Raw genomic sequence first — 19,311 nt, forward strand, 5'->3', positions numbered from 1 at the left:
TTTTTACCCATCCGGGTCGGGGTCATGCCTGACTTGGCAGCGGAGCGGTAGAGCAGGTCGCTGAAACAGTGGCCTGTAACGCCGGGATCGAGGGTTCGAGCCCTGTCCGCTCCGCCAGTTACGAGAAGGCGCATCCTCGGATGCGCCTTTCTTCTATCCGGATTCTACCCACGCTCCACGGTTGCCTAATTTTGAAGTTCAACCGTTTCTGGGGGACGCATGCTGCAGAATATCAGGGACAATTCACAAGGCTGGATTGCCAAGACCATTATCGGGGTCATCGTTGCACTGATGGCTCTGACCGGTTTCGACGCCATTTTCAAGGCCACGACTCACAAGAATGAGGCGGCCAAGGTCAACGGTGATGAAATCAGCCAGAACGAGCTGAGCCAGGCCGTTGATATGCAACGCCGTCAGCTGATGCAACAGTTGGGCAAGGACTTCGATGCTTCCTTGCTCGACGAGAAAATGCTGCGCGAATCGGCCCTCAAGGGTCTGATCGATCGCAAGCTGCTGCTGCAAGGTGCAGAACAAGCGAAATTCGCTTTCTCCGAAGGCGCACTGGACCAAGTGATCCTGCAGACACCTGAATTCCAGGTGGACGGCAAGTTCAGCTCCGACCGTTTCGACCAGGTGATCCGTCAACTGGGTTACAGCCGTATGCAATTCCGTCAGATGCTGGCTCAGGAAATGCTGATCGGCCAACTGCGTGCCGGTGTGGCAGGCAGCGGTTTCGTCACTGACGCCGAAGTGCTGGCATTCGCCCGTCTGGAAAAACAGACCCGCGATTTCGCGACCCTGAACGTCAAGGCTGACCCGGCGGCGGTCAAACTGACCGACGACGAGGTCAAGGCTTACTACGACGAGCACGCCAAGGAGTTCATGACTCCGGATCAAGTGATCATCGATTACGTAGAACTGAAGAAGTCTTCGTTCTTCGATCAGGTTGCCGTCAAGGACGAAGACCTGCAGGCGGCGTATCAGAAAGAGATCGCCAACCTGTCGGAACAGCGTCGTGCCGCGCACATTCTGATCGAAGTGAACGACAAGACCACCGAGGCTCAGGCCAAAGCGAAGATCGAAGACGTTCAGGCGCGTCTGGCCAAGGGCGAGAAGTTCGAAGCGCTGGCCAAAGAGTTCTCGCAGGATCCGGGTTCGGCCAACAATGGCGGCGACCTCGGTTATGCAGGCCCTGGCGTTTACGATCCGGCGTTCGAAAAAGCCTTGTACTCCTTGTCGAAAGACCAGGTGTCCGAGCCGATTCGTACCGACTTCGGTTATCACTTGATCAAGCTGTTGGGTGTGGAAGCGCCTGAAGTGCCGACCCTGGCCAGCCTGAAAGACAAGCTCACCCGCGAGCTGAAAGCCGCTCAGGTCGAGCAGCGTTTTGTCGAGGCGACCAAGCAACTGGAAGACTCCGCGTTCGAAGCCTCTGACCTGGCTCAGCCAGCGGCGGATCTGAAGCTGACCGTGCACACCTCCAAGCCGTTCGGCCGTGAAGGTGGCGAAGGTGTTGCGGCGAACCGCGCCGTGGTTACTGCTGCGTTCAGCACCGAAGTGATCGACGAAGGTGCCAATAGCACCGCCATCGAGCTGGATCCGGAAACCGTGATCGTGCTGCGTTCCAAGGAACACCTCAAGCCTGCGCAACTGCCGCTGGAAAACGTGAGTGCGGCGATCCGCACCCAGTTGACCAAAGAGCACGCCAGCGCGGCTGCCAAGACCAAGGCCGAGAAGCTGATCGCGGATCTGCGCGATGGCAAGGCGCCGTTGGACAAGGCGGTTGAGGGTCAGAACTGGAAAGCTACCGAAGCGGCCACCCGTGGTCAGGAAGGTGTTGATCCGGCGGTGCTGCAAGCGTTGTTCCGTATGCCGAAGCCGGCTGCCAAGGACAAGCCGACGTTCACCAGCGTGACGTTGCCGGATGGCAGTCTGATGATCGTGCGTCTGAATGGTGTTAACGAAGCGGCGGCGCCGACGGATGAAGAGAAGGTTCAGTACCGTCGTTTCCTTGCTTCGCGTGAGGGGCAGCAGGACTTTGCTGCTTATCGCAAGCAGTTGGAAGCTCAGGCGGACATCAAGCGGTTTTGATGGTTGACTGAGATGTGATGAGAGCCCCGGCCTGAATAGGTCGGGGCTTTTTTTTGGGCTTTGGGGTGGGCGTGGCGGCCTTTGGGCCGGCCATGTTCTTGGGGTTTTGGGTGAATATCCGTTGCTGCGGGTGTTGCCGCTGGCGGTTTCGCCCTTACGGCGAGTCCCTTTGGCAAACGCCCCAAAGGAACCAAAGGTCTTTGCCCTGACGTTCGGCCCACTCGCTAAAGCTCGGGGTTCCTTCGCTGCGGGATTGATCCGGGCGCAGCGTCTCCGGTTTGCTTCGCTGCACCTACTCCCGCTGTGTTTGGCTTCGCCAAACGGTCGCTGCGCTCCCACGCCCGGATCATTCCCTCCACTCAGCCTGCCGACGGGCCTTCAGATCAAGATCAAGATCAAGAGCTGCAGCCGAGCTAACGCTCATCCTGTTGAGTGGTGAGGAGCAGAAGCAGCATGCGTTCTGCTGTTGCTCTTCTTTGTGCGAGCCTGCTCGCGAAGGCGGCCTGACAGCCGAGCTGTTTTTTGCGGATGTACTCATTCCAATTGTAGGAGTGAGCCTGCTCGCGATAGCGGTCTGCCAATCGACCCATTTTCCGTCGTTCATGAGCCAGCATCCATGTGCAGAGTTGACGAGGCTCAAGGCCGTTTGCGTCGCGTGCTTGATACGCATCTGGAACACACCGGACAGTTCTGGGTCCTATGGCCATCCAGTCGCCATGCCACGGCAAAGTTGCGCGTGTTCATCGATCATCTGGCATTGCGACTTTTTCCCGCAACTGAAGGTCGATAGAGTTGTAACTGCTTTAAGACACTAATCCATGCGCCGCCGGGGCGTGATCTGTTGCACAATACGCCCCGGACTGTTTTCTCTCAGGATGTTCAATGTTGATTTCCACTCCCATGCGTGTTGTCGGGTTGGCGCTGTTGTTGACCGCTGTTGCCGGCTGTTCGAAAGACAAGCCGATGTATGAGCATGAGAACTTCGATGACTCCGGTACGTTTTCGCGCAATTACCCGGTGACCGACGCGGTCAGTTGCGAAGCGGCGCGCCGTGCATTGCTTAGCCAGGGCTACATCATCACCAGCAGTGACCCGAAACTGGTCAGTGGCCACAAGAGCTTCCAGCAAACCGGCGACACCCACATGGAGATCAGCTTCAACGTGGTCTGCGCCGATGACGGCAGTGTCGGGCACCATGCGACGATGTTCGCCAACGCTTTGCAGGATCGTTATGCGCTGAAGAAGACCAACAACTCGGCCAGCCTCGGCGTGGGTGTGTTGGGCTCGGTGTCGATGCCGATCGGCTCGTCCGACGATTCGATGGTCAAAGTCGCCAGCGAGACGGTGACGGCACAGAAGTTCTACGAGCGTTTCTTTACCCTGGTCGAGCAGTTCCTGCCGACGGATGCGAAGAAAGCTGCGCACATTGAAGAGAAACCGAAGACTGACCTCGGCGTGCCTGAGGCGAAGCCTGCTCCGGCAGCGCTGGTGCCAGCGCCGACTCCAACGCCTGCGCCCGCCGCAACCCCGGCGCCTGCAGCGGAGCCCGCTCCCGCACCTGCCGAAACCGCACCCGTGACGTCTGAACCGGTTGCGCCACCGGCAGAGGCCGCGCCGATCACTCCGGCGCCGAGTGCAGAACCTGCACCGGCGACCGAAACCATCACGCCACCGGCCAACCCGGATATCCCCCCGCCATCCGAGCCGATTCCGGCGATGCCAGCGTCTGGCCAATAATCCAGCCTCACCACAACCTCTGTGGGAGCGAGCTTGCTCGCGAAAGCGTCGGAACATTCAGCACGCATGTGACTGACTGGCCGCCTTCGCGAGCAAGCTCGCTCCCACAGTAGTTTTTGGGGGGGCTTAAAATCTCGTTACATTCCCCTGACAAAAATCCTGCGATAAATTCCTGACCACCTGCTACGTTTTATTCATGAAGGCCGGGTTTCACTTTTCCTTCATACGAGCACGTTAAGCTCGAGGCACTGGGCATTTGCTCAGGCCCATTCAAGAGAGCAGCAGGGGGATTACACGATGGATGAATATCAAGAAGAGCTGCTCGAATACCAGGCCTTTGAACTGGACCAACCCGAGCCAGCCGAAGACGCCACCGAGCTTTAACTTGCAGATTGCAGCTTATAGCTCGCAGCTGCTTTCAGGCCGTTTTGCGGTGACTGCGGCGGAATTCGCCTGGCGTCTGACCGCTCCAGCGTTTGAAGGCGCGCTGGAACGCTTCGGCTGAAGCAAAACCCAGCAGGTAGGCGATTTCACCGAATGCCAATTCGGTATCGCGGATGTAAGTCATCGCCAGGTCCCGGCGAGTGTCATTGAGGATTGCGCGAAACTGCGTGCCTTCCTCGGCCAGTTTGCGCCGCAACGTCCAGGTCGGCAGCTTCAGGCGTGCCGCCACTTCTTCCAGGTCGGGTTCCCGGCCACCATTGAGCAATGGCCCCAACAGTTGAGTGATGCGTTCACGCAGGCTGCGGGTGCGAGTCAATTGCTCCAGCTCGCGTTCACACAGTTGCAGCAGATGCCGCCAGGTACTCGGGCAATGCTCGGGATTGCGCTGTGCGAGGCTGTTCAGGCTCAGGCGCAGTTGATTGCCCTCGGCACCGAACTGGATCGGGCAATCCCCCAGCAAGTCGTACGCCTCGCGGTAATCCGGCTCATCGAATTCGATTTCAATGCGTTCGGCGGGCAGCGGTTCGCGGCTGACACTGGAGAGCTGATGCAGCCATCCGGCAATGATCGAGTCCACGACAAAACGGTTATAGGCGTTGTACGGGCTGATCGAATAGAAACGCAGCCACGCGCCATGGGCATCTTCATGGAAACTGGACTGACCGCGATAATTGGAACCGTACAACGCCTCGAAACGGATCAGACAGCGCGCGGCTTCGCGCACGGTTGGCGCCTGTGCGGCGGTAACGCCGGCCAGCCCGGCCTGACTCAGGCGACTGAGCTGGCCCATGCGCAGGCCCAGCGCCGAATCGCCGGTCAACTGAATCGCCGCGTGGCCCAGGCGCATATAGCGCGGAATCGACAAACGCGCCCCGGCCTCGGCCAGTCGCGCGGCGTCCAGACCATATTGCTCCAGCAACGACTGCGGATCCGCCCCATGACTGCGCACGGCGTCGGCGAGGCTGTGAACAAAGCCTACCGACAGGTCCCCGAGGCGCATCGGCAGGGGCTTCATGGCTTACAACCAGATGTTCAACAAACGCGCGCCCCGGGCATCGCCATCGGCGAACTGCTGACCGTTGCTGCTGAGGAAACTCTGACCGGCACTGGCCTTGTCCCAGAACTGCCCGCGCAGGAACACACTGATGCCGGCAATCGCTCGACTGCTCGGTGGTTGCGCGGTCAGTGTCAGTCGATGCCAGGCTTGTCCTTCGGTGACTTCACCGGGTTTTAGGCTGACCGACCCCGGTGTGCTTGAACCTTTGTAACCGCGCCATGGCTGATTCCACGCACCTTGACCGAATACCTGCGCCGGTACCGCGACCAATTGTGCGTTTTGCTCGTCGAGTTTGCGGTAATTGTCGGGGTACCAACTGTCGCTACCAATCAATACGCCAAGGCGTCCGGCCGGGGTGTCGACCACGTTGAGCGCGTGTTTGTCTGCGCTTTCGATCACTTCACGTTGATCGAACACCGGGTGCATCTGCCGTTGCGGCTGGCCCAGCGGCACGCCATCGCGGCCGAACACCACGCTGCTGTTGAACAGGGCACCGCTACCGGGTTTGAGCTGGCCATCGCGAACGCTGGGTTCCGGTAACACGATCGAGCCGGCCACCAGGGTCACGTGAAATTCTTTGGCCAGACCACCGAACAGCGCCTGGTAATCCTTGGCCATCGCCTTGGCTTTCATCCGCAGATACGCGTCGTTGAGGCGGTCGCTGCCGTTGGCGCTGAGCCAGGCGCGGGCGAACAGCAAGGGATTGCTCGCCGCCAGCCAGTTCATTGCTTCGGCGAGGGACGGCGCCTGGTACAACTCGTCTTTCTCGCCGCTGAGCAGCAACCAGGTGCCGACGTTCTCCGGCAATACCACGACGGTTTTGTCGTTCAGCAGGCCTTGATCCTGGGCTTGCTGCAGATAGGCTGCGAGTTTGCGGTGCAAGCGCTCGGTGCTTTGATAATCGGTGGGAAACAGCTCGGGCTGGATGCCCAGCAGATTGCCACGATCGGCGGGGATGCCCTGATCGACCGCCACTTTAATGCGTAAGTCCGACAGGTAATGGCCCGCCGGCCGGTCCGCCGCCCACATGGCGTAGGTGGTCAGGGCGGCGACGAGGGCCATGGAGAAAAACAGGTACAAAAGTTTGCGCATGAAAACCAACAGCTACCGGGTACAGGGTATGGCGACTAGGGTAGGGCCCATGGAGCTGATTGCCAAGGGGCGCTGCGCATTTGGATCAATAAGTTGTCAGTTACGGTCATTGAGTGACAGCGATGCGACTCTTAGTCTGTCGAACATGACTGACGGGAGCCGCAGAGCGCCCGCAACTTTTCCGTGATTGCTTGTTGTGGAGTTACCGATGACCGCCGCTCACTACCCGCACCTGTTGGCCCCGCTGGATCTGGGATTCACCACGCTGCGCAACCGCACCCTGATGGGGTCGATGCACACCGGCCTTGAAGAAAAACCGGGCGGTTTCGAGCGCATGGCGGCGTACTTCGCCGAACGTGCCCGTGGCGGCGTTGGCCTGATGGTCACCGGTGGTATCGGCCCGAACGACGAGGGCGGCGTGTACTCCGGGGCGGCCAAGCTGACCACCGAGGAAGAAGCGCTCAAGCACCGGATCGTCACCCGCGCGGTGCACGACGCGGGCGGCAAGATTTGCATGCAGATCCTCCACGCCGGGCGTTATGCCTACAGCCCGAAACAAGTCGCGCCAAGCGCGATTCAGGCACCCATCAACCCGTTCAAGCCCAAAGAACTGGACGAGGAAGGCATCGAGAAGCAAATCAGCGATTTCGTCACCTGTTCGGTATTGGCGCAGACCGCCGAATACGACGGCGTCGAGATCATGGGCTCGGAAGGTTATTTCATTAACCAGTTCCTCGCCGCACACACCAACCACCGCACCGACCGCTGGGGCGGCAGCTACGAAAACCGTATGCGCCTGCCGGTGGAAATCGTTCGTCGTGTGCGCGAGGCGGTAGGGCCGAACTTCATCATCATTTTCCGTCTGTCGATGCTCGACCTGGTCGAGGGCGGCAGCACCTGGGACGAGATCGTTACCCTGGCCAAAGCCATCGAGCAGGCCGGCGCAACCATCATCAACACCGGCATCGGCTGGCACGAAGCGCGGATCCCGACCATCGCCACCAAAGTGCCGCGTGCGGCATTCAGCAAGGTCACCGCCAAGCTGCGCGGTTCGGTGAAGATTCCGCTGATCACCACCAACCGTATCAACACCCCGGAAATCGCCGAGCAGATTCTGGCTGAAGGCGATGCCGATATGGTCTCGATGGCGCGGCCGTTCCTCGCCGACCCGGACTTCGTCAACAAGGCCGCTGAAGGCCGCGCTGACGAAATCAACACCTGCATCGGTTGCAACCAGGCGTGCCTCGATCACACCTTCGGCGGCAAGCTGACCAGTTGCCTGGTCAACCCGCGTGCCTGCCACGAAACCGAACTCAATTATCTGCCGGTGCAGCAGATCAAGAAAATCGCTGTGGTTGGCGCCGGCCCTGCCGGTTTGTCCGCCGCGACCGTGGCTGCCGAGCGTGGCCATCAGGTGACCCTGTTCGATTCGGCCAGCGAAATTGGCGGCCAGTTCAACATCGCCAAACGCGTGCCGGGCAAGGAAGAGTTCTTCGAAACCCTGCGTTACTTCAAACGCAAGTTGCAGACCACGAATGTCGAGGTGTGCCTGAACACCCGCGTCGATGTCGCGAAACTGGTGGAAGGCGGTTACGACGAGATCATCCTCGCCACTGGCATTGCACCGCGCGTGCCGGCAATTCCGGGAGTCGAGAATGCCAAGGTGCTGAGCTACCTGGACGTGATCCTTGAGCGCAAGCCGGTCGGTAAACGCGTGGCGGTGATTGGCGCCGGCGGTATCGGTTTTGACGTCTCGGAATTCCTCGTTCACCAAGGCGTGGCCACCAGCCAGGATCGCGCCGCGTTCTGGAAAGAGTGGGGCATCGATACGCAACTGGAGGCCCGTGGGGGTGTGGCGGGGATCAAAGCCGCACCGCACGCGCCGGCCCGCGAAGTGTTTCTGTTGCAGCGCAAGAAAACCAAGGTCGGCGATGGTCTGGGTAAAACCACTGGCTGGATTCACCGTACCGGTCTGAAGAACAAGCAGGTGCAAATGCTCAACAGCGTTGAATACCTGAGCATCGATGACCAAGGCCTGCATATCCGCATCGGCGAAACCGGCGAGCCGCAAGTGCTGGCGGTGGACAACATCGTGATTTGCGCGGGGCAGGATCCGCTGCGTGAATTGCATGACGGTCTGGTGGAAGCGGGGCAGAACGTGCACCTGATCGGTGGTGCCGATGTCGCGGCCGAGCTGGATGCCAAACGCGCGATCAACCAAGGTTCGCGCTTGGCGGCTGAGCTATAAAATACGCCGCTTAACCTGTGGGAGCGAGCCTGCTCGCGAAAGCGCAGTGTCAGCCAATACACATGTCGACTGACACGACGCCTTCGCGAGCAGGCTCGCTCCCACAGGTTTTTTGTTGTTCTCAGATTCGGTGAGCACCACAAACCAATGTAGGAGTGAGCCTGCTCGCGATGGCTGCTTGTGAGCGATTAGAATACTGGCTCTGTCCAGATCGAATCGCCGCTCATGCTTTTGCCTCCCACCGATTGGCTACCCCAAGCCCCTCTCGAACACCTTCACCTCGACTGGCTCGCAACCGCCGGCATTGAAGTGGCCATCCTGCGCCTCGACCAGATCGACCCGCTGATCAGCGGCAACAAATGGTTCAAACTCGTCGAACACCTCAAAGCCGCCGACCGTATGGGTGCCGAGGGCGTCATCAGTCTCGGTGGTGCGCACTCCAATCATCTGCACGCGTTGGCGGCGACGGGGAAACGGCTGGGCTTCCAAACCGTGGGGCTGCTGCGCGGGCATGCGCAGGAAACTCCCACGGTGCTGGATCTGCAGGCGTTCGGCATGCAATTGCATTGGTTGGGTTATGGCGGTTATCGCGCGCGCAACGAGCCGGGATTCTGGCAACCCTGGCACGAGCAATACCCCAATCTGCAAGCGGTTCCTGAGGGGGGAGGTGGACTTGCAGGGGCGCTCGGCTGTGCAGCCATCAAGGAACAGGCGCAAGCGCAATTGCCTACGCTGGGCTGGAGCGACTATCACGGTTGGTGGCTGGCCTGCGGCACCGGGACAACACTCGCCGGGCTGGTCCTCGCCGAGGCGGGTGCGCACCGGGTCTATGGCGCGTTGGCAGTCCCTGAGGATCACGGCGTGGCGCCGCAGGTCGAGTCGATTATGCGGTCAGCCGGACTGGCCACTGCCGACTATGAGTTGATCGATGCCAGCCGTGGCGGTTTTGCCAAGGTCGATCCGCTGCTGCTCGCGTTCATTGAGCAGACCGAGCAGGCCAGCGGCGTCCCACTGGAGCCGCTGTACACCGGCAAGGCGTTGCTGGCGCTCAAGCAGCAGGTGGAGGCAGGCAGGTTCGCGCCCGGCACGCGGCTGATCTTCATTCATACCGGAGGCTTGCAGGGCCGGCGTGGGTTTAGCGCCAGCCGCTGATATTCAACCGCGCTTGGGCATCATCCGCAGCAGCGTGTTATCGCCCACCACATAGTGGTGATAAATCCCCGCCAGTGCATGCAGGCCGATCAACCAGTAGCCGATCGTGGCGATCAGCACATGCCAGTGTTCGACCTGCTTGGCGAAGGCTTTGTTTTCCGCCACCAATAGCGGTAGGTCAAAGCCATAGAACATCACTTGATGTCCTTCGGCGCTGGTGATCAGCCAGCCCAGGATCGGCATGCTGATCATGAACAGGTACAACGCCCAGTGCATCAGCCGCGCCAGCACGGTTTGCCATTGTGGTGAGGCGGGGAAGATTTTTGGCGCCGGACCAATGCTGCGCGCGAGCAGGCGAAACCACACCAGCACAAACACGGTCAGGCCGAGCATGTAATGCACTTCGCGGATCAGCGTGCGCCCGCCACTGCCTTTGGGAAACAGACCGCGCAACTCCATGCTGGCGTACACCAGCACCAACAGGACCAGCATCAGCCAGTGCAACAGGACCGAGACGGTGCTGTAGCGGGATTCGGAACTTGTCCACGGCATACGGTGTTTCCTCACAGATCAGGGTTCAAACCTGCCGTTCTTGGCCGACGGCATGCTTTAACTGTAATCCGCTTTGGCGGATTTGCCTGAGGCTGATCGGACTTTCAATGCTCTGAGTCAGGGCTTGCCAATAAAAAACGCCAGCGTCGTGCAGACACTGGCGTTTTTCTTTGCAGCAAGCGGCAGGGATCAGCTCGATTGCGGCATTTCGCCGTTGGCCAGACGCTTGTTGATGTCGGCAATCACTTCCGGCAAATCGGTGATGGTGTCGATCATGTAGTGCGGGCGCGAGCCTTCGAACAGCGCGTGAATGCGCTTGCGCTCGCTGGCCAGTTCATCGCTGCCCAAGGCACGGAACCCTTCGTAATCCAGACCCAGCGCATTGCCCGAGCAGATCAGTGCCACTGTCCACATCCCGGCGCGTCGACCTTCGAGGATGCCCGGCACGGTGTCATCGATCTTCACGCACGCTGCGACATCGTCGATGCCCAGCGCGATCACGTTGGCCAGCGCCTGAGCCGGCCACGGACGGCCATTTGGCACTTCGTCGGTAGCAACCACATGGTCAGCGACGTAGCCGTTGGTGGCGGCCAGCTCGACGACCTTGTCCATCACCTGCTTCGGGTAGCCGGAACAGGAGCCGATCTTGATGCCTTGCTGACGCAGATTGGCGATGGTTTCCAGTGCGCCGGGAATCAGCGCCGAGTGTTCGGCGATCTTCTCGATCTGCAGCGGCATGAAGCGGTTGTAGATGGCGGTGACGTCATCGTCGGTCGGCGTGCGGCCGAACGCCTTGCGATAACGCTCGGCCACTTGTGGCTGGTCGCAGAGGGTGCGGATGTGGTCCCACTTGCCCATGCCCATCGGGCCACGCGCTTCTTCGATGGAGACCTGCACGTCGAATTCGGCGAAGGCCTCGACGAAAATCTGCGTGGGTGCGAACGAGCCGAAATCGACCACGGTGCCGGCCCAGTCGAGGATCGCGGCTTGCAGTTTGTTTGGATTGACGTAGTTCATGTTGATCAAATTCCTGAGTTGGCAATGCAATTCAAATGTAGGAGTGAGCCTGCTCGCGATAGCGGTTGATCATTCAACATCTTTGTCGACTGACACGGCCTCATCGCGAGCAGGCTCACTCCTACAGGGGATTGGTGGTGTTCTTAGATTTCGAGGACTTCCATCTCGCGCAGCACTTCACCGATCGCGGCAACGGCCTGGCGCATTTCGCCCGGGCTGACGTGACCGATGCAGCCGACACGGAAGGTTTCGACCTGAGTCAATTTGCCCGGATAAAGGATGTAACCCTTGGCCTTCACGCGTTCGTAGAAATCCTTGAACTGGTAGCGCGGATCTTGCGGCGCATGGAACGTGGCGATGATCGGCGCTTGAATCGCCGCTGGCAGGAAGCTGCGCAAACCGAGTTTGCCCATCTCGTCCATCAGCGCCTGGCAGTTGGCGGCATAACGCGCATGGCGTGCCGGCAGGCCACCTTCTTCGTTGTATTGCAGCAGCGCTTCGTGCAGCGCCGCGACCACGTGAGTCGGCGGGGTGAAGCGCCATTGACCGGTTTTCATCATGTAAGCGTGCTGTTCGTACAGGTCCATCGCCAGCGAGTGCGAATTGCCAGCGGCTGCGGCCAAAGACTCTTTGCGAGCGAAGACAAAACCCATCCCCGGCACGCCTTCCAGGCATTTGCCGGAAGCGGCGATCAGCGCGTCGAACGGCACTTGCTGCGCGTCCACCGGCAGAGCGCCAAAGGAACTCATGGCGTCGATGATCAGGCGTTTGCCGTGTTGCGCGACGACCTGGGCAATCTCCGGCAGCGGATTGAGAATCCCGGTGCTGGTTTCGCAGTGGATCAGGGCAACGTGGGTAATATTGCTGTCGGCGCGCAGCAAGCGGTCGACGTCGGCGGCGGTGGTCGGTTCATCTTCAGCGGTTTCGAAGGTGCTGAACGAGCGACCGAGCACTTCGCAAATCTTCGCCAGACGCTTGCCGTAGGCGCCGTTGATCAGCACCAGCACTTTGCCGTCACGCGGCACCAATGTGCCGATGGCCGCTTCAACAGCGAAGGTGCCGCTGCCCTGTAAGGGTACGCAGTGGTGAGTCGCGGCGCCGTTGAGGATCGCCAGCAGTTGTTCGCAAAGGCTGGCGGTCAGTTGATTGAAGCGGTCATCCCATGACCCCCAGTCGACCATCATCGCCTGGCGGGTGCGGGCCGAAGTGGTCAACGGGCCGGGAGTGAGCAGGATGGGTTCGGCAATACTCATTCGTGTGTCCTCGGATAGCGCTGTGGGATGAAGCTACGGGGCATACGTTGCAATTCGCCGTTGCATCAATCAAATTGTTTATTGTTATGCCAACCATCAGTGAGAGTTATTCATGAACCTGTTCCAGCTCCGCGCCTTCGACGCCGTGGCCCGTGAAGGCAGCTTCACCCGTGCCGCCGCGCGCTTGTTCATCAGTCAGCCGGCGGTTACCGGGCACATCAAGGCGCTGGAGGAGCACTACCAGATCACCCTGTTGCGGCGCACCGCACGACGGGTGGAACTGACCGAGGAGGGCACCAAACTCGCGGCGATTACCCGCGCGATGTTTGGCCTGGCGGAAGAGGCGCAAACGATGCTCGAGGCCAATCGACAGTTGCTGACCGGGCGGCTGGAAGTGGCGGCGGACGGGCCGCATATGGTCATGCCAATGTTGGCGAGCCTGCGCGCGCGGTATCCGGGAATCACGGTGAACCTGCGCTTGGGCAATGCTCAGGAAACCCTCGCTGCATTGTTGTCGGAACACGCGGATGTGGCGGTGTTGACCGAGGTCGAGCCGCGCAAAGGCCTGCACCTGCAGGCATTGAGCGAATCACGGATTTGCGCGTTGGTGCCGGCAGGGCACCCGTGGGCGATGCGCGCCGGGGAAGTGAAACTCAAGGAACTGGATCAGGTGATCATGGTGCTCCGTGAGCCGAGTTCGATCACCCGGCGTACATTTGATGACGCCTGTGCGCAGGCGTCGATCCATCCGCGCGTGTTGCTGGAACTGGACAGCCGTGAGGCGGTGACCGAAGCGGTGGCGGCCGAGTTGGGCGTTGGCGTGGTGTCATCGGTGGAGGTCAGCCATGACCCGCGCGTGGTGGCGATTCCGATTGTCGGGGCAGGGCTGGTCAATCGGCACATGATCGGCTGCATGGAGCGGCGGCGGGAGTTGCGCCTGATTCAGGCGTTCTTTGGTCTGGCGCCGGCCTGATACACCGAGTCGCTCCCTTCGCGAGCAGGCTCGCTCCCACATTTGGAATGCGTAACCCCTGTGGGAGCGAGCTTGCTCGCGAAGGGGCCATCGCGGTTCACACAAGACTCTGGCGCACCATATCGAGAAAGGTCGCCACCACCCGTCGATTGCTTTGCTCGCGCAAGCACACCAGCGTCTCCGTCAACCGTCGGGTGCAGTCGACAATCGGCAACGCGCACACCCGCGAGTCCGCACCAAATTCCGCCGCCGATACCACGCCAACGCCAATCCCGACCACCACCGCCTCACGCGCCGCTTCCCGGCCCTCAACCTGAATCGCCGGACGAATGCGAAACCCCGCGCGGGCCATTTCCTCTTCCAGCGTCTGCCGGGTTACCGAACCGTGCTCACGCAACACCAGCGGCGTGTCATCCAGGTCTGCCAGGCAGATCGATTCACGCTCGGCCCAAGGATGATGGCGCGACACGAACGCGACCATCGGATCATTGCGCAGCGGCACGCTCAGCAAGCGTTCATCACTGACATCGCGGCCAAGCAGCGCCAGATCGGCCTGATAGTTGAACAGGCGAAACAACGATTCATCGGTATTGCCGGTCTCGATCTTCACGCTGATCCCCGGATAGCGCTCGCAGAACCGCGCGATCTGCGGCAGCACGTGGACCGGCGCATCCACTGCCAGAATCAGGCTGCCGGTCTGCAGGGCCTGGGATTCCTGCAACAGTTCCTGTGCTTCGGCTTCAATCACAAACAGGCGCTGGGTGATCGCCAGCAAGCGCTCGCCCAGGTCGGTCAGGCGTACGGAACGTTTATTGCGGTGAAACAGCAAAACGCCAAAACGCTCTTCGAGTTTGCGCACTTGGTCGGATATCGCCGGTTGCGTGAGAAAAAGGCGCTCGGCGGCTTTGGTGAAGCTTCCATGCACAGCCACGGCGTGGAAGGCTTTGAGTTGGGCGTGGGATACCGACATGCAGTCACCTGATCGTTTAGTCAGTAACAAGCTGAGCTTATGTGTGAAATACGATAAATCGATTTTATTTATTAAACAGTAATTGCTTTGATCGGCTCACGCCATCGCTGACTGCCCGCTCGGGCCGCACGGTAGCCATGAGCCTGTGCGTGCAACAACAGGACTCATCTGACCGATATCGCCACAGGGACGGGGTGATATCGCAGTGCTCAACAATAAAAACACAGGCGTTTTTCTTAACGATTCTGCCGGCACACTCACACCCTGAGGTCAGAACCACCATGAACAAGCACATCGGCACCATTGCGCGTTGGCGCGTGCAGATTTTCGCGATTACCTGGCTTGCGTACGCCGCTTTCTATTTCACCCGCAAAGCGTTTTCGGTGGCCAAACTCGGCATCGCCGAAGACCCGACCTTCATGCTCGACAAGATGGCCATGGCCAACCTCGATGCGATCTATCTGGCGGCTTATGCCCTCGGCCAGTTCACTTGGGGCATGCTCGCTGACCGATTTGGCCCACGGGTCGTGGTGCTCGGCGGTTTGCTGATTTCCGCCGCAGCGGCGCTGGTGATGGGCAGTTACGCGACGTTGCCAATCTTCGCCACCTGCATGTTGATTCAGGGCTTGGCGCAGTCCACTGGATGGTCGGGATTGTGCAAAAACCTCGGCAGTTTTTTCCCCTCCCAACAACGCGGGCGAGTGCTCGGGTTATGGAGTTCCTGCTACGCGTTCGGTGGTCTGGTGGCGTCGCCGTTCGCTGGCTGGTGGGCGTATACCTTGATGGGCACCTGGCACGCGGCGTTCATTTCCAGCGCGGTGGTGGTTGCTGTGGTCGCGGTGTTGTTCTTTATCTTCCAGCGCAACAAACCGGAAGACGTCGGCTTGCCGGCGGTCGAGCCGGAACCTGAACTGACGGCAGCAGAAACCGAAGCCAACAGCAAGCTCAGCGTGTGGGAGCCGTTAAAGGAAATCCTGCGTAACCGCACAGTGCTGGTACTGGGCCTGGCGTACTTCATGTTGAAACCGGCGCGTTACGCGATTCTGTTGTGGGGCCCGGTGATTGTCTTTGAACAGATGCCCAGTGTCGGCAAGGTTGGCGCGGCGATCATTCCCACCTCGTTCGAACTGGCCGGGTTGCTCGGGCCGATCCTGATTGGCCTGGCCTCGGACAAACTGTTCGGTGCCCGCCGTATGCCGGCCTGCGTGTTGAGCTTGCTGGCGCTGACCGTGACGCTGGCGCTGTTTATGGCCGCGTTGCATACCGGCAGTGTGTTGCTGGTGGTCGCGCTGCTGTTCGTCATGGGCCTGACTTTGTATGGCCCGGACTCGATGATCAGCGGTGCCGCCGCGATCGACTTCGGCAAAGCCAAGGCCGGCGCCACGGCGGCCGGTTTCGTCAACGGCTGCGGCTCGGTTGGTGCGGTACTTGGCGGTTTGCTGCCGGGTTACTTCGACTCGGTGACGGTGTTCATCGTCTTCGCCGGTTGCGCGCTGTTCTCGGCGCTGGTGCTGATTCCGCACTGGAACAGCCGCCCGGTTGGCGTGATGGAACCGCGCGCCTTTATCCCCAATTGCCCGCTGACGATCAAACCCCTGCGTTCCTGAAACCCTTGCCTCGTGGCCTGCTGCGACGCTCGCGGCAGGCTGGGTCGTGGCCATCTGACTTGGAGAAACCCCATGAGACCGTTTTGGCTGGAGCAGGCCTTGCAGGCCGACACCTCGCAAACCTGCCCGCCGTTGCAAGGCGAAGTCCGCGCCGATGTGTGCATCGTCGGCGGCGGGTATACCGGGTTGTGGACGGCGATCATGCTCAAGCAACAAAACCCCGAACTCGATGTCTTGCTGATCGAAGCGGACATCTGCGGCGCCGGCGCCAGTGGGCGCAATGGCGGGTGTGCACTGTCGTGGTCGGCGAAGTATTTCACCCTTGAACGCTTGTTTGGCGTCGAGGAAGCGGTGCGCCTGGTCAAGGAGTCGGAGCGCAGTATCCACGCGATTGGCGAGTTCTGTGAGCAGTACGGCGTCGATGCCGATTATCGGCTCGACGGCACGCTGTACACCGCGACCAACCGCGCGCAAGTCGGCTCGACCGATGCGGTAATCGCTGCACTGGAGCGCAACGGTATCAACTCGTTTACCCAGCGTCCGCTGGCCGATGTGCAGCGCATGGCCGGTTCGAGCAAGCATCTGGAAGGCTGGTTCTCGCCGGCGGCGGCCAGTGTGCAACCGGGCAAACTGGTGCGTGGCTTGCGTCGCGTGGCGCTGCAGTTGGGTGTGAAAATTTACGAAAACACGGCAATGACCGGGCTGGAAGAAGGACGCCCGGCACGCCTGCAAACACCGAACGGCAGCATTGTTGCCGATCGCGTGGTGCTGGCGATGAATGCGTGGATGGCCCGTGCCTTTCCACAGTTCGAACGCAGCGTGGCGATTGTTTCCAGCGACATGCTGATCACCGAGCCGCGCCCGGATCTGTTGCAGCAGATCGGCCTGACCAGCGGGGTCACTGTGCTCGATTCGCGGATTTTCGTGCACTACTACCACAACACTCCGGACGGCCGGATCATGCTCGGCAAGGGTGGCAACACCTTCGCCTTTGGCGGGCGCATGCTACCGGTGTTCGATCAGCCATCGCCTTATGCCGGCCTGCTGAAAAACAGCCTCGCCGACTTCTTCCCGGCGTTTGCCGATGTCAAAGTCGATGCCACCTGGAACGGCCCGTCGGATCGCTCGGTCACCGGTTTGCCGTTCTTCGGCCAGATGAGCAGCGCCGGCAATGTGTTTTACGGCTTCGGCTATTCCGGCAGCGGCGTCGGCCCGTGCCACATGGGCGGGCAGATTCTTGCTTCGTTGGTGCAGGGCCTGGACAACCCGTGGACCCGCTCGCCGCTGGTCAACGGGCCGCTGGGTTATTTCCCGCCGGAGCCAATCCGCTACCTCGGTTCGTTGATGGTGCGCAACGCCATCCGCCGCAAGGAGCGCGCCGAAGATCACGGGCGGCGTCCTCGGCATCTGGATGTGCGTCTGGCGAAATTCGCTGCGGCGGCGGGCAAGGCTGACAAAGCCTGAGGCTCGGCGTGTTGATGCAGGAGCTGCCGCAGGCTGCGATCTTTCGATCTGGTTTTTAAGATCAAAATCAAAAGATCGCAGCCTGCGGCAACTCTTACGAAGGGATCAGCGTGCGCCGCTGTCGAGTAGCCAGTCGAGCAATAGGCTGTCACGTGCGGGTGGTTCGCGAGGTGTGGGCTTGCGTGAGTTGCCCAGACACAGAATCGGCCGGTCGGGGTCGCTGTCAAGGAAACTCACCCACACTTCGCTGCCGGCGCAGGGCAGTTCCTCCCGTGCCACTCGGCCATTGGCGCGAGTCATCGCGATGGGCAGCCAGATCGCCTCGTCATCAAGGGTTTGCAGATGTTCCGAGGGCCACAGCCTGACGGCGACCCGACCCTGTTCATCGAGCTGCGCCGGTTGCCCGGCAGGTCCCAGCACCAGCGCCAGGTGATAACCGGCAATGCCGGGACGCGGTTGGTTGAGCGCCGGGCGAAAATCGCTTGACCAGGGCTGGGCGGTAAAATCGTTTTCGTAGCGGTGCAAGGGTGGGGTCGGGTCAAGAATCGACGGATGTTGCCCGTGATGACGTATCGAGGTGAGCCGCCATTGTTCGTTGAAGTGGCTGATCGGATGCGCCGACACTTGCAGCAGTTGTCCACTGAGCAAGCCGATCCGGTCGCTGCGGCCATTGATCGTGCGATGCTGGCAGCGTTGCCGTTCCAGATGTCGACGGCTGCGTTGTTCGTGGTGTCGTTGTTCGAGGGAAGATGCCTGCGGCAAGGGATTTGCCGTGATGTGGTTGGCGGCCTCGTCGCTGATCGCACGCTGCCCTCGGTTACGCACGGCATGCAGCGTGGCGACGGGCGCGGCGTGATGATGCTGGTACAGCGAAGTGATGCAGGGAGAAGGCGTTTGCTCACAGGCCTTGAACGGAACCAGTACCGGCGTTTGCGGCAGACTGAGGCTGTCATCGGCAAACACGACCACGTGTCCGTCCATCCGGTGTTCAAAGTGATAGTGAATGCCTTCCTCTTCGCAAAGTCTGTGCAGCAGCGCCAGATCACTTTCTTCGTACTGGATGCAAAAAGGCCGGATCGGGTAGCGGCCGACGGTCATTTCAATCCGGTAGCCGTCGGCGGGCAGGGCGTTTTCCGTGAGCAACTGCTGGAGAATCTGCGGCACACTCTGTTGCACGAACACTCGCCGTTTGCTCGGCTGAGCCAGCCTGTGCAAGCGCGGCACGACCGTCACGCGATAGCCGATCCGGTGCGTACCGCGATGTTCGCAACTGGCACTGTCGATCACGCCGTGGATTCCATGATGGTCGTCCAGACGCAGAAAGGCCCGTTGTTGCAGGAATGTGTCCGGCGCCACGGCGGGGGCCAAACCGATCAGTTCGATGTCGAAACGGTAGGGCTGGTTGAGCGCTTCCTCGCCGTGAAAGCGCACCACTGGCAGGCACAGACCGCTGTCGGTCAGGGTCAGGGTAAAAGGACTTTCCTTGTCATTGAGCATTCGAACAGGCTCTGTCAGGCAATACGGGCCTGAGAGGGTACGAAACCGCAGCGTTGAATGGTCATGTCAAAGGCGTTTTTCAGAATTCCCCTACAAGCTCTGGTGAAGATGTCGATTCCACATTGCGTTTTTTTGGTCGATTGCCGACTTTAGGCCG

The 19,311-nt window shown here is 60.4% G+C and carries 14 protein-coding genes and 1 pseudogene; 8 read left to right on the forward strand and 7 right to left on the reverse strand.

Going from position 1 to position 19,311, the window contains the following annotated elements; translation table 11 throughout:
* The first annotated feature begins 219 nt into the window (after positions 1-219).
* The 3 genes and pseudogenes from HU754_RS11020 to HU754_RS11025 all read left to right on the forward strand — a co-directional run bounded on the left by HU754_RS11020 (position 220) and on the right by HU754_RS11025 (position 3,828).
* On the forward strand, positions 220-2,091 hold the full coding sequence (locus HU754_RS11020) for a SurA N-terminal domain-containing protein (protein WP_186622648.1): 1,872 nt from the start codon (positions 220-222) through the stop codon (positions 2,089-2,091).
* 625 nt (positions 2,092-2,716) lie between these two features.
* A pseudogene (locus HU754_RS29415) lies at positions 2,717-2,881 on the forward strand (LysR family transcriptional regulator); the annotation flags it as partial.
* A gap of 92 nt (positions 2,882-2,973) precedes the next feature.
* Positions 2,974-3,828, forward strand: coding sequence for a DUF2242 domain-containing protein (locus HU754_RS11025; RefSeq protein WP_099756694.1), 855 nt, complete (start codon positions 2,974-2,976; stop codon positions 3,826-3,828).
* A 418-nt stretch (positions 3,829-4,246) separates the two neighbouring features.
* Here HU754_RS11025 and HU754_RS11030 read toward each other — a convergent pair whose 3' ends face one another.
* Positions 4,247-5,287 (reverse strand): AraC family transcriptional regulator, encoded by a 1,041-nt coding sequence (locus tag HU754_RS11030; protein WP_186622647.1) that lies wholly within the window; start codon positions 5,285-5,287, stop codon positions 4,247-4,249.
* A gap of 3 nt (positions 5,288-5,290) precedes the next feature.
* Positions 5,291-6,421 (reverse strand): carbon-nitrogen hydrolase family protein, encoded by a 1,131-nt coding sequence (locus HU754_RS11035; RefSeq protein ID WP_186622646.1) that lies wholly within the window; start codon positions 6,419-6,421, stop codon positions 5,291-5,293.
* Between the two features lie 208 nt (positions 6,422-6,629).
* Between HU754_RS11035 and HU754_RS11040 the strand changes: the two genes are divergently transcribed.
* The gene (locus tag HU754_RS11040; protein WP_093434064.1) at positions 6,630-8,669 is read left to right on the forward strand and encodes an NADPH-dependent 2,4-dienoyl-CoA reductase; all 2,040 of its coding nucleotides are present in this window, start codon (positions 6,630-6,632) and stop codon (positions 8,667-8,669) included.
* A gap of 225 nt (positions 8,670-8,894) precedes the next feature.
* A complete protein-coding gene (locus HU754_RS11045) occupies positions 8,895-9,821 on the forward strand; it encodes a 1-aminocyclopropane-1-carboxylate deaminase/D-cysteine desulfhydrase (RefSeq protein WP_186622645.1) in 927 nt (308 codons plus the stop codon).
* A gap of 3 nt (positions 9,822-9,824) precedes the next feature.
* Here the strand turns inward: HU754_RS11045 and HU754_RS11050 are convergent, their stop codons facing one another.
* The 3 genes from HU754_RS11050 to HU754_RS11060 form a co-directional block, all read right to left on the reverse strand.
* Positions 9,825-10,373 carry a cytochrome b gene (locus HU754_RS11050; protein ID WP_093434069.1) on the reverse strand — a complete coding sequence of 183 codons (549 nt, stop codon included), beginning with the start codon at positions 10,371-10,373 and terminating at the stop codon, positions 9,825-9,827.
* A gap of 189 nt (positions 10,374-10,562) precedes the next feature.
* Entirely contained in the window at positions 10,563-11,390 is an 828-nt protein-coding gene (gene phnX / locus HU754_RS11055; RefSeq protein ID WP_095050807.1) for a phosphonoacetaldehyde hydrolase, read from the reverse strand.
* 143 nt (positions 11,391-11,533) lie between these two features.
* A complete protein-coding gene (locus HU754_RS11060; RefSeq protein ID WP_186622644.1) occupies positions 11,534-12,643 on the reverse strand; it encodes a 2-aminoethylphosphonate--pyruvate transaminase in 1,110 nt (369 codons plus the stop codon).
* A gap of 112 nt (positions 12,644-12,755) precedes the next feature.
* On the opposite strand from HU754_RS11060, the gene HU754_RS11065 reads away from it, so the two are divergent.
* Positions 12,756-13,616, forward strand: a complete 861-nt coding sequence (locus HU754_RS11065; RefSeq protein ID WP_186622642.1) for a LysR substrate-binding domain-containing protein — start codon at positions 12,756-12,758, stop codon at positions 13,614-13,616.
* A 97-nt stretch (positions 13,617-13,713) separates the two neighbouring features.
* On the opposite strand, the gene HU754_RS11070 is transcribed toward HU754_RS11065, so the two are convergent.
* Positions 13,714-14,586: a LysR family transcriptional regulator gene (locus tag HU754_RS11070; RefSeq protein ID WP_186622640.1), complete on the reverse strand. Its 873-nt coding sequence runs from the start codon at positions 14,584-14,586 to the stop codon at positions 13,714-13,716.
* Between the two features lie 281 nt (positions 14,587-14,867).
* Between HU754_RS11070 and HU754_RS11075 the strand changes: the two genes are divergently transcribed.
* Positions 14,868-16,193: an MFS transporter gene (locus HU754_RS11075; RefSeq protein WP_186622638.1), complete on the forward strand. Its 1,326-nt coding sequence runs from the start codon at positions 14,868-14,870 to the stop codon at positions 16,191-16,193.
* A gap of 72 nt (positions 16,194-16,265) precedes the next feature.
* Entirely contained in the window at positions 16,266-17,657 is a 1,392-nt protein-coding gene (locus tag HU754_RS11080; protein ID WP_186622636.1) for an FAD-dependent oxidoreductase, read from the forward strand.
* 105 nt (positions 17,658-17,762) lie between these two features.
* Here HU754_RS11080 and HU754_RS11085 read toward each other — a convergent pair whose 3' ends face one another.
* Positions 17,763-19,154: a type VI secretion system Vgr family protein gene (locus tag HU754_RS11085; RefSeq protein ID WP_186622634.1), complete on the reverse strand. Its 1,392-nt coding sequence runs from the start codon at positions 19,152-19,154 to the stop codon at positions 17,763-17,765.
* Positions 19,155-19,311: the final 157 nt, after the last annotated feature.

The organism is Pseudomonas zeae, from assembly GCF_014268485.2.
Classification (GTDB): Bacteria; Pseudomonadota; Gammaproteobacteria; order Pseudomonadales; family Pseudomonadaceae; genus Aquipseudomonas; species Aquipseudomonas neuropathica.

Excerpts from the sequence above, each read along its gene's own strand:
- HU754_RS11070 (WP_186622640.1), bottom strand. The coding sequence starts at position 14,586 with ATGTCGGTATCCCACGCCCAACTCAAAGCCTTCCACGCCGTGGCTGTG.
- HU754_RS11075 (WP_186622638.1), top strand. The coding sequence starts at position 14,868 with ATGAACAAGCACATCGGCACCATTGCGCGTTGGCGCGTGCAGATTTTC.
- HU754_RS11080 (WP_186622636.1), top strand. The coding sequence starts at position 16,266 with ATGAGACCGTTTTGGCTGGAGCAGGCCTTGCAGGCCGACACCTCGCAA.
- HU754_RS11050 (WP_093434069.1), bottom strand. The coding sequence starts at position 10,373 with ATGCCGTGGACAAGTTCCGAATCCCGCTACAGCACCGTCTCGGTCCTG.
- HU754_RS11030 (WP_186622647.1), bottom strand. The coding sequence starts at position 5,287 with ATGAAGCCCCTGCCGATGCGCCTCGGGGACCTGTCGGTAGGCTTTGTT.
- phnX (WP_095050807.1), bottom strand. The coding sequence starts at position 11,390 with ATGAACTACGTCAATCCAAACAAACTGCAAGCCGCGATCCTCGACTGG.
- HU754_RS11065 (WP_186622642.1), top strand. The coding sequence starts at position 12,756 with ATGAACCTGTTCCAGCTCCGCGCCTTCGACGCCGTGGCCCGTGAAGGC.
- HU754_RS11060 (WP_186622644.1), bottom strand. The coding sequence starts at position 12,643 with ATGAGTATTGCCGAACCCATCCTGCTCACTCCCGGCCCGTTGACCACT.
- HU754_RS11045 (WP_186622645.1), top strand. The coding sequence starts at position 8,895 with ATGCTTTTGCCTCCCACCGATTGGCTACCCCAAGCCCCTCTCGAACAC.
- HU754_RS11035 (WP_186622646.1), bottom strand. The coding sequence starts at position 6,421 with ATGCGCAAACTTTTGTACCTGTTTTTCTCCATGGCCCTCGTCGCCGCC.
- HU754_RS11025 (WP_099756694.1), top strand. The coding sequence starts at position 2,974 with ATGTTGATTTCCACTCCCATGCGTGTTGTCGGGTTGGCGCTGTTGTTG.
- HU754_RS11020 (WP_186622648.1), top strand. The coding sequence starts at position 220 with ATGCTGCAGAATATCAGGGACAATTCACAAGGCTGGATTGCCAAGACC.
- HU754_RS11040 (WP_093434064.1), top strand. The coding sequence starts at position 6,630 with ATGACCGCCGCTCACTACCCGCACCTGTTGGCCCCGCTGGATCTGGGA.
- HU754_RS11085 (WP_186622634.1), bottom strand. The coding sequence starts at position 19,154 with ATGCTCAATGACAAGGAAAGTCCTTTTACCCTGACCCTGACCGACAGC.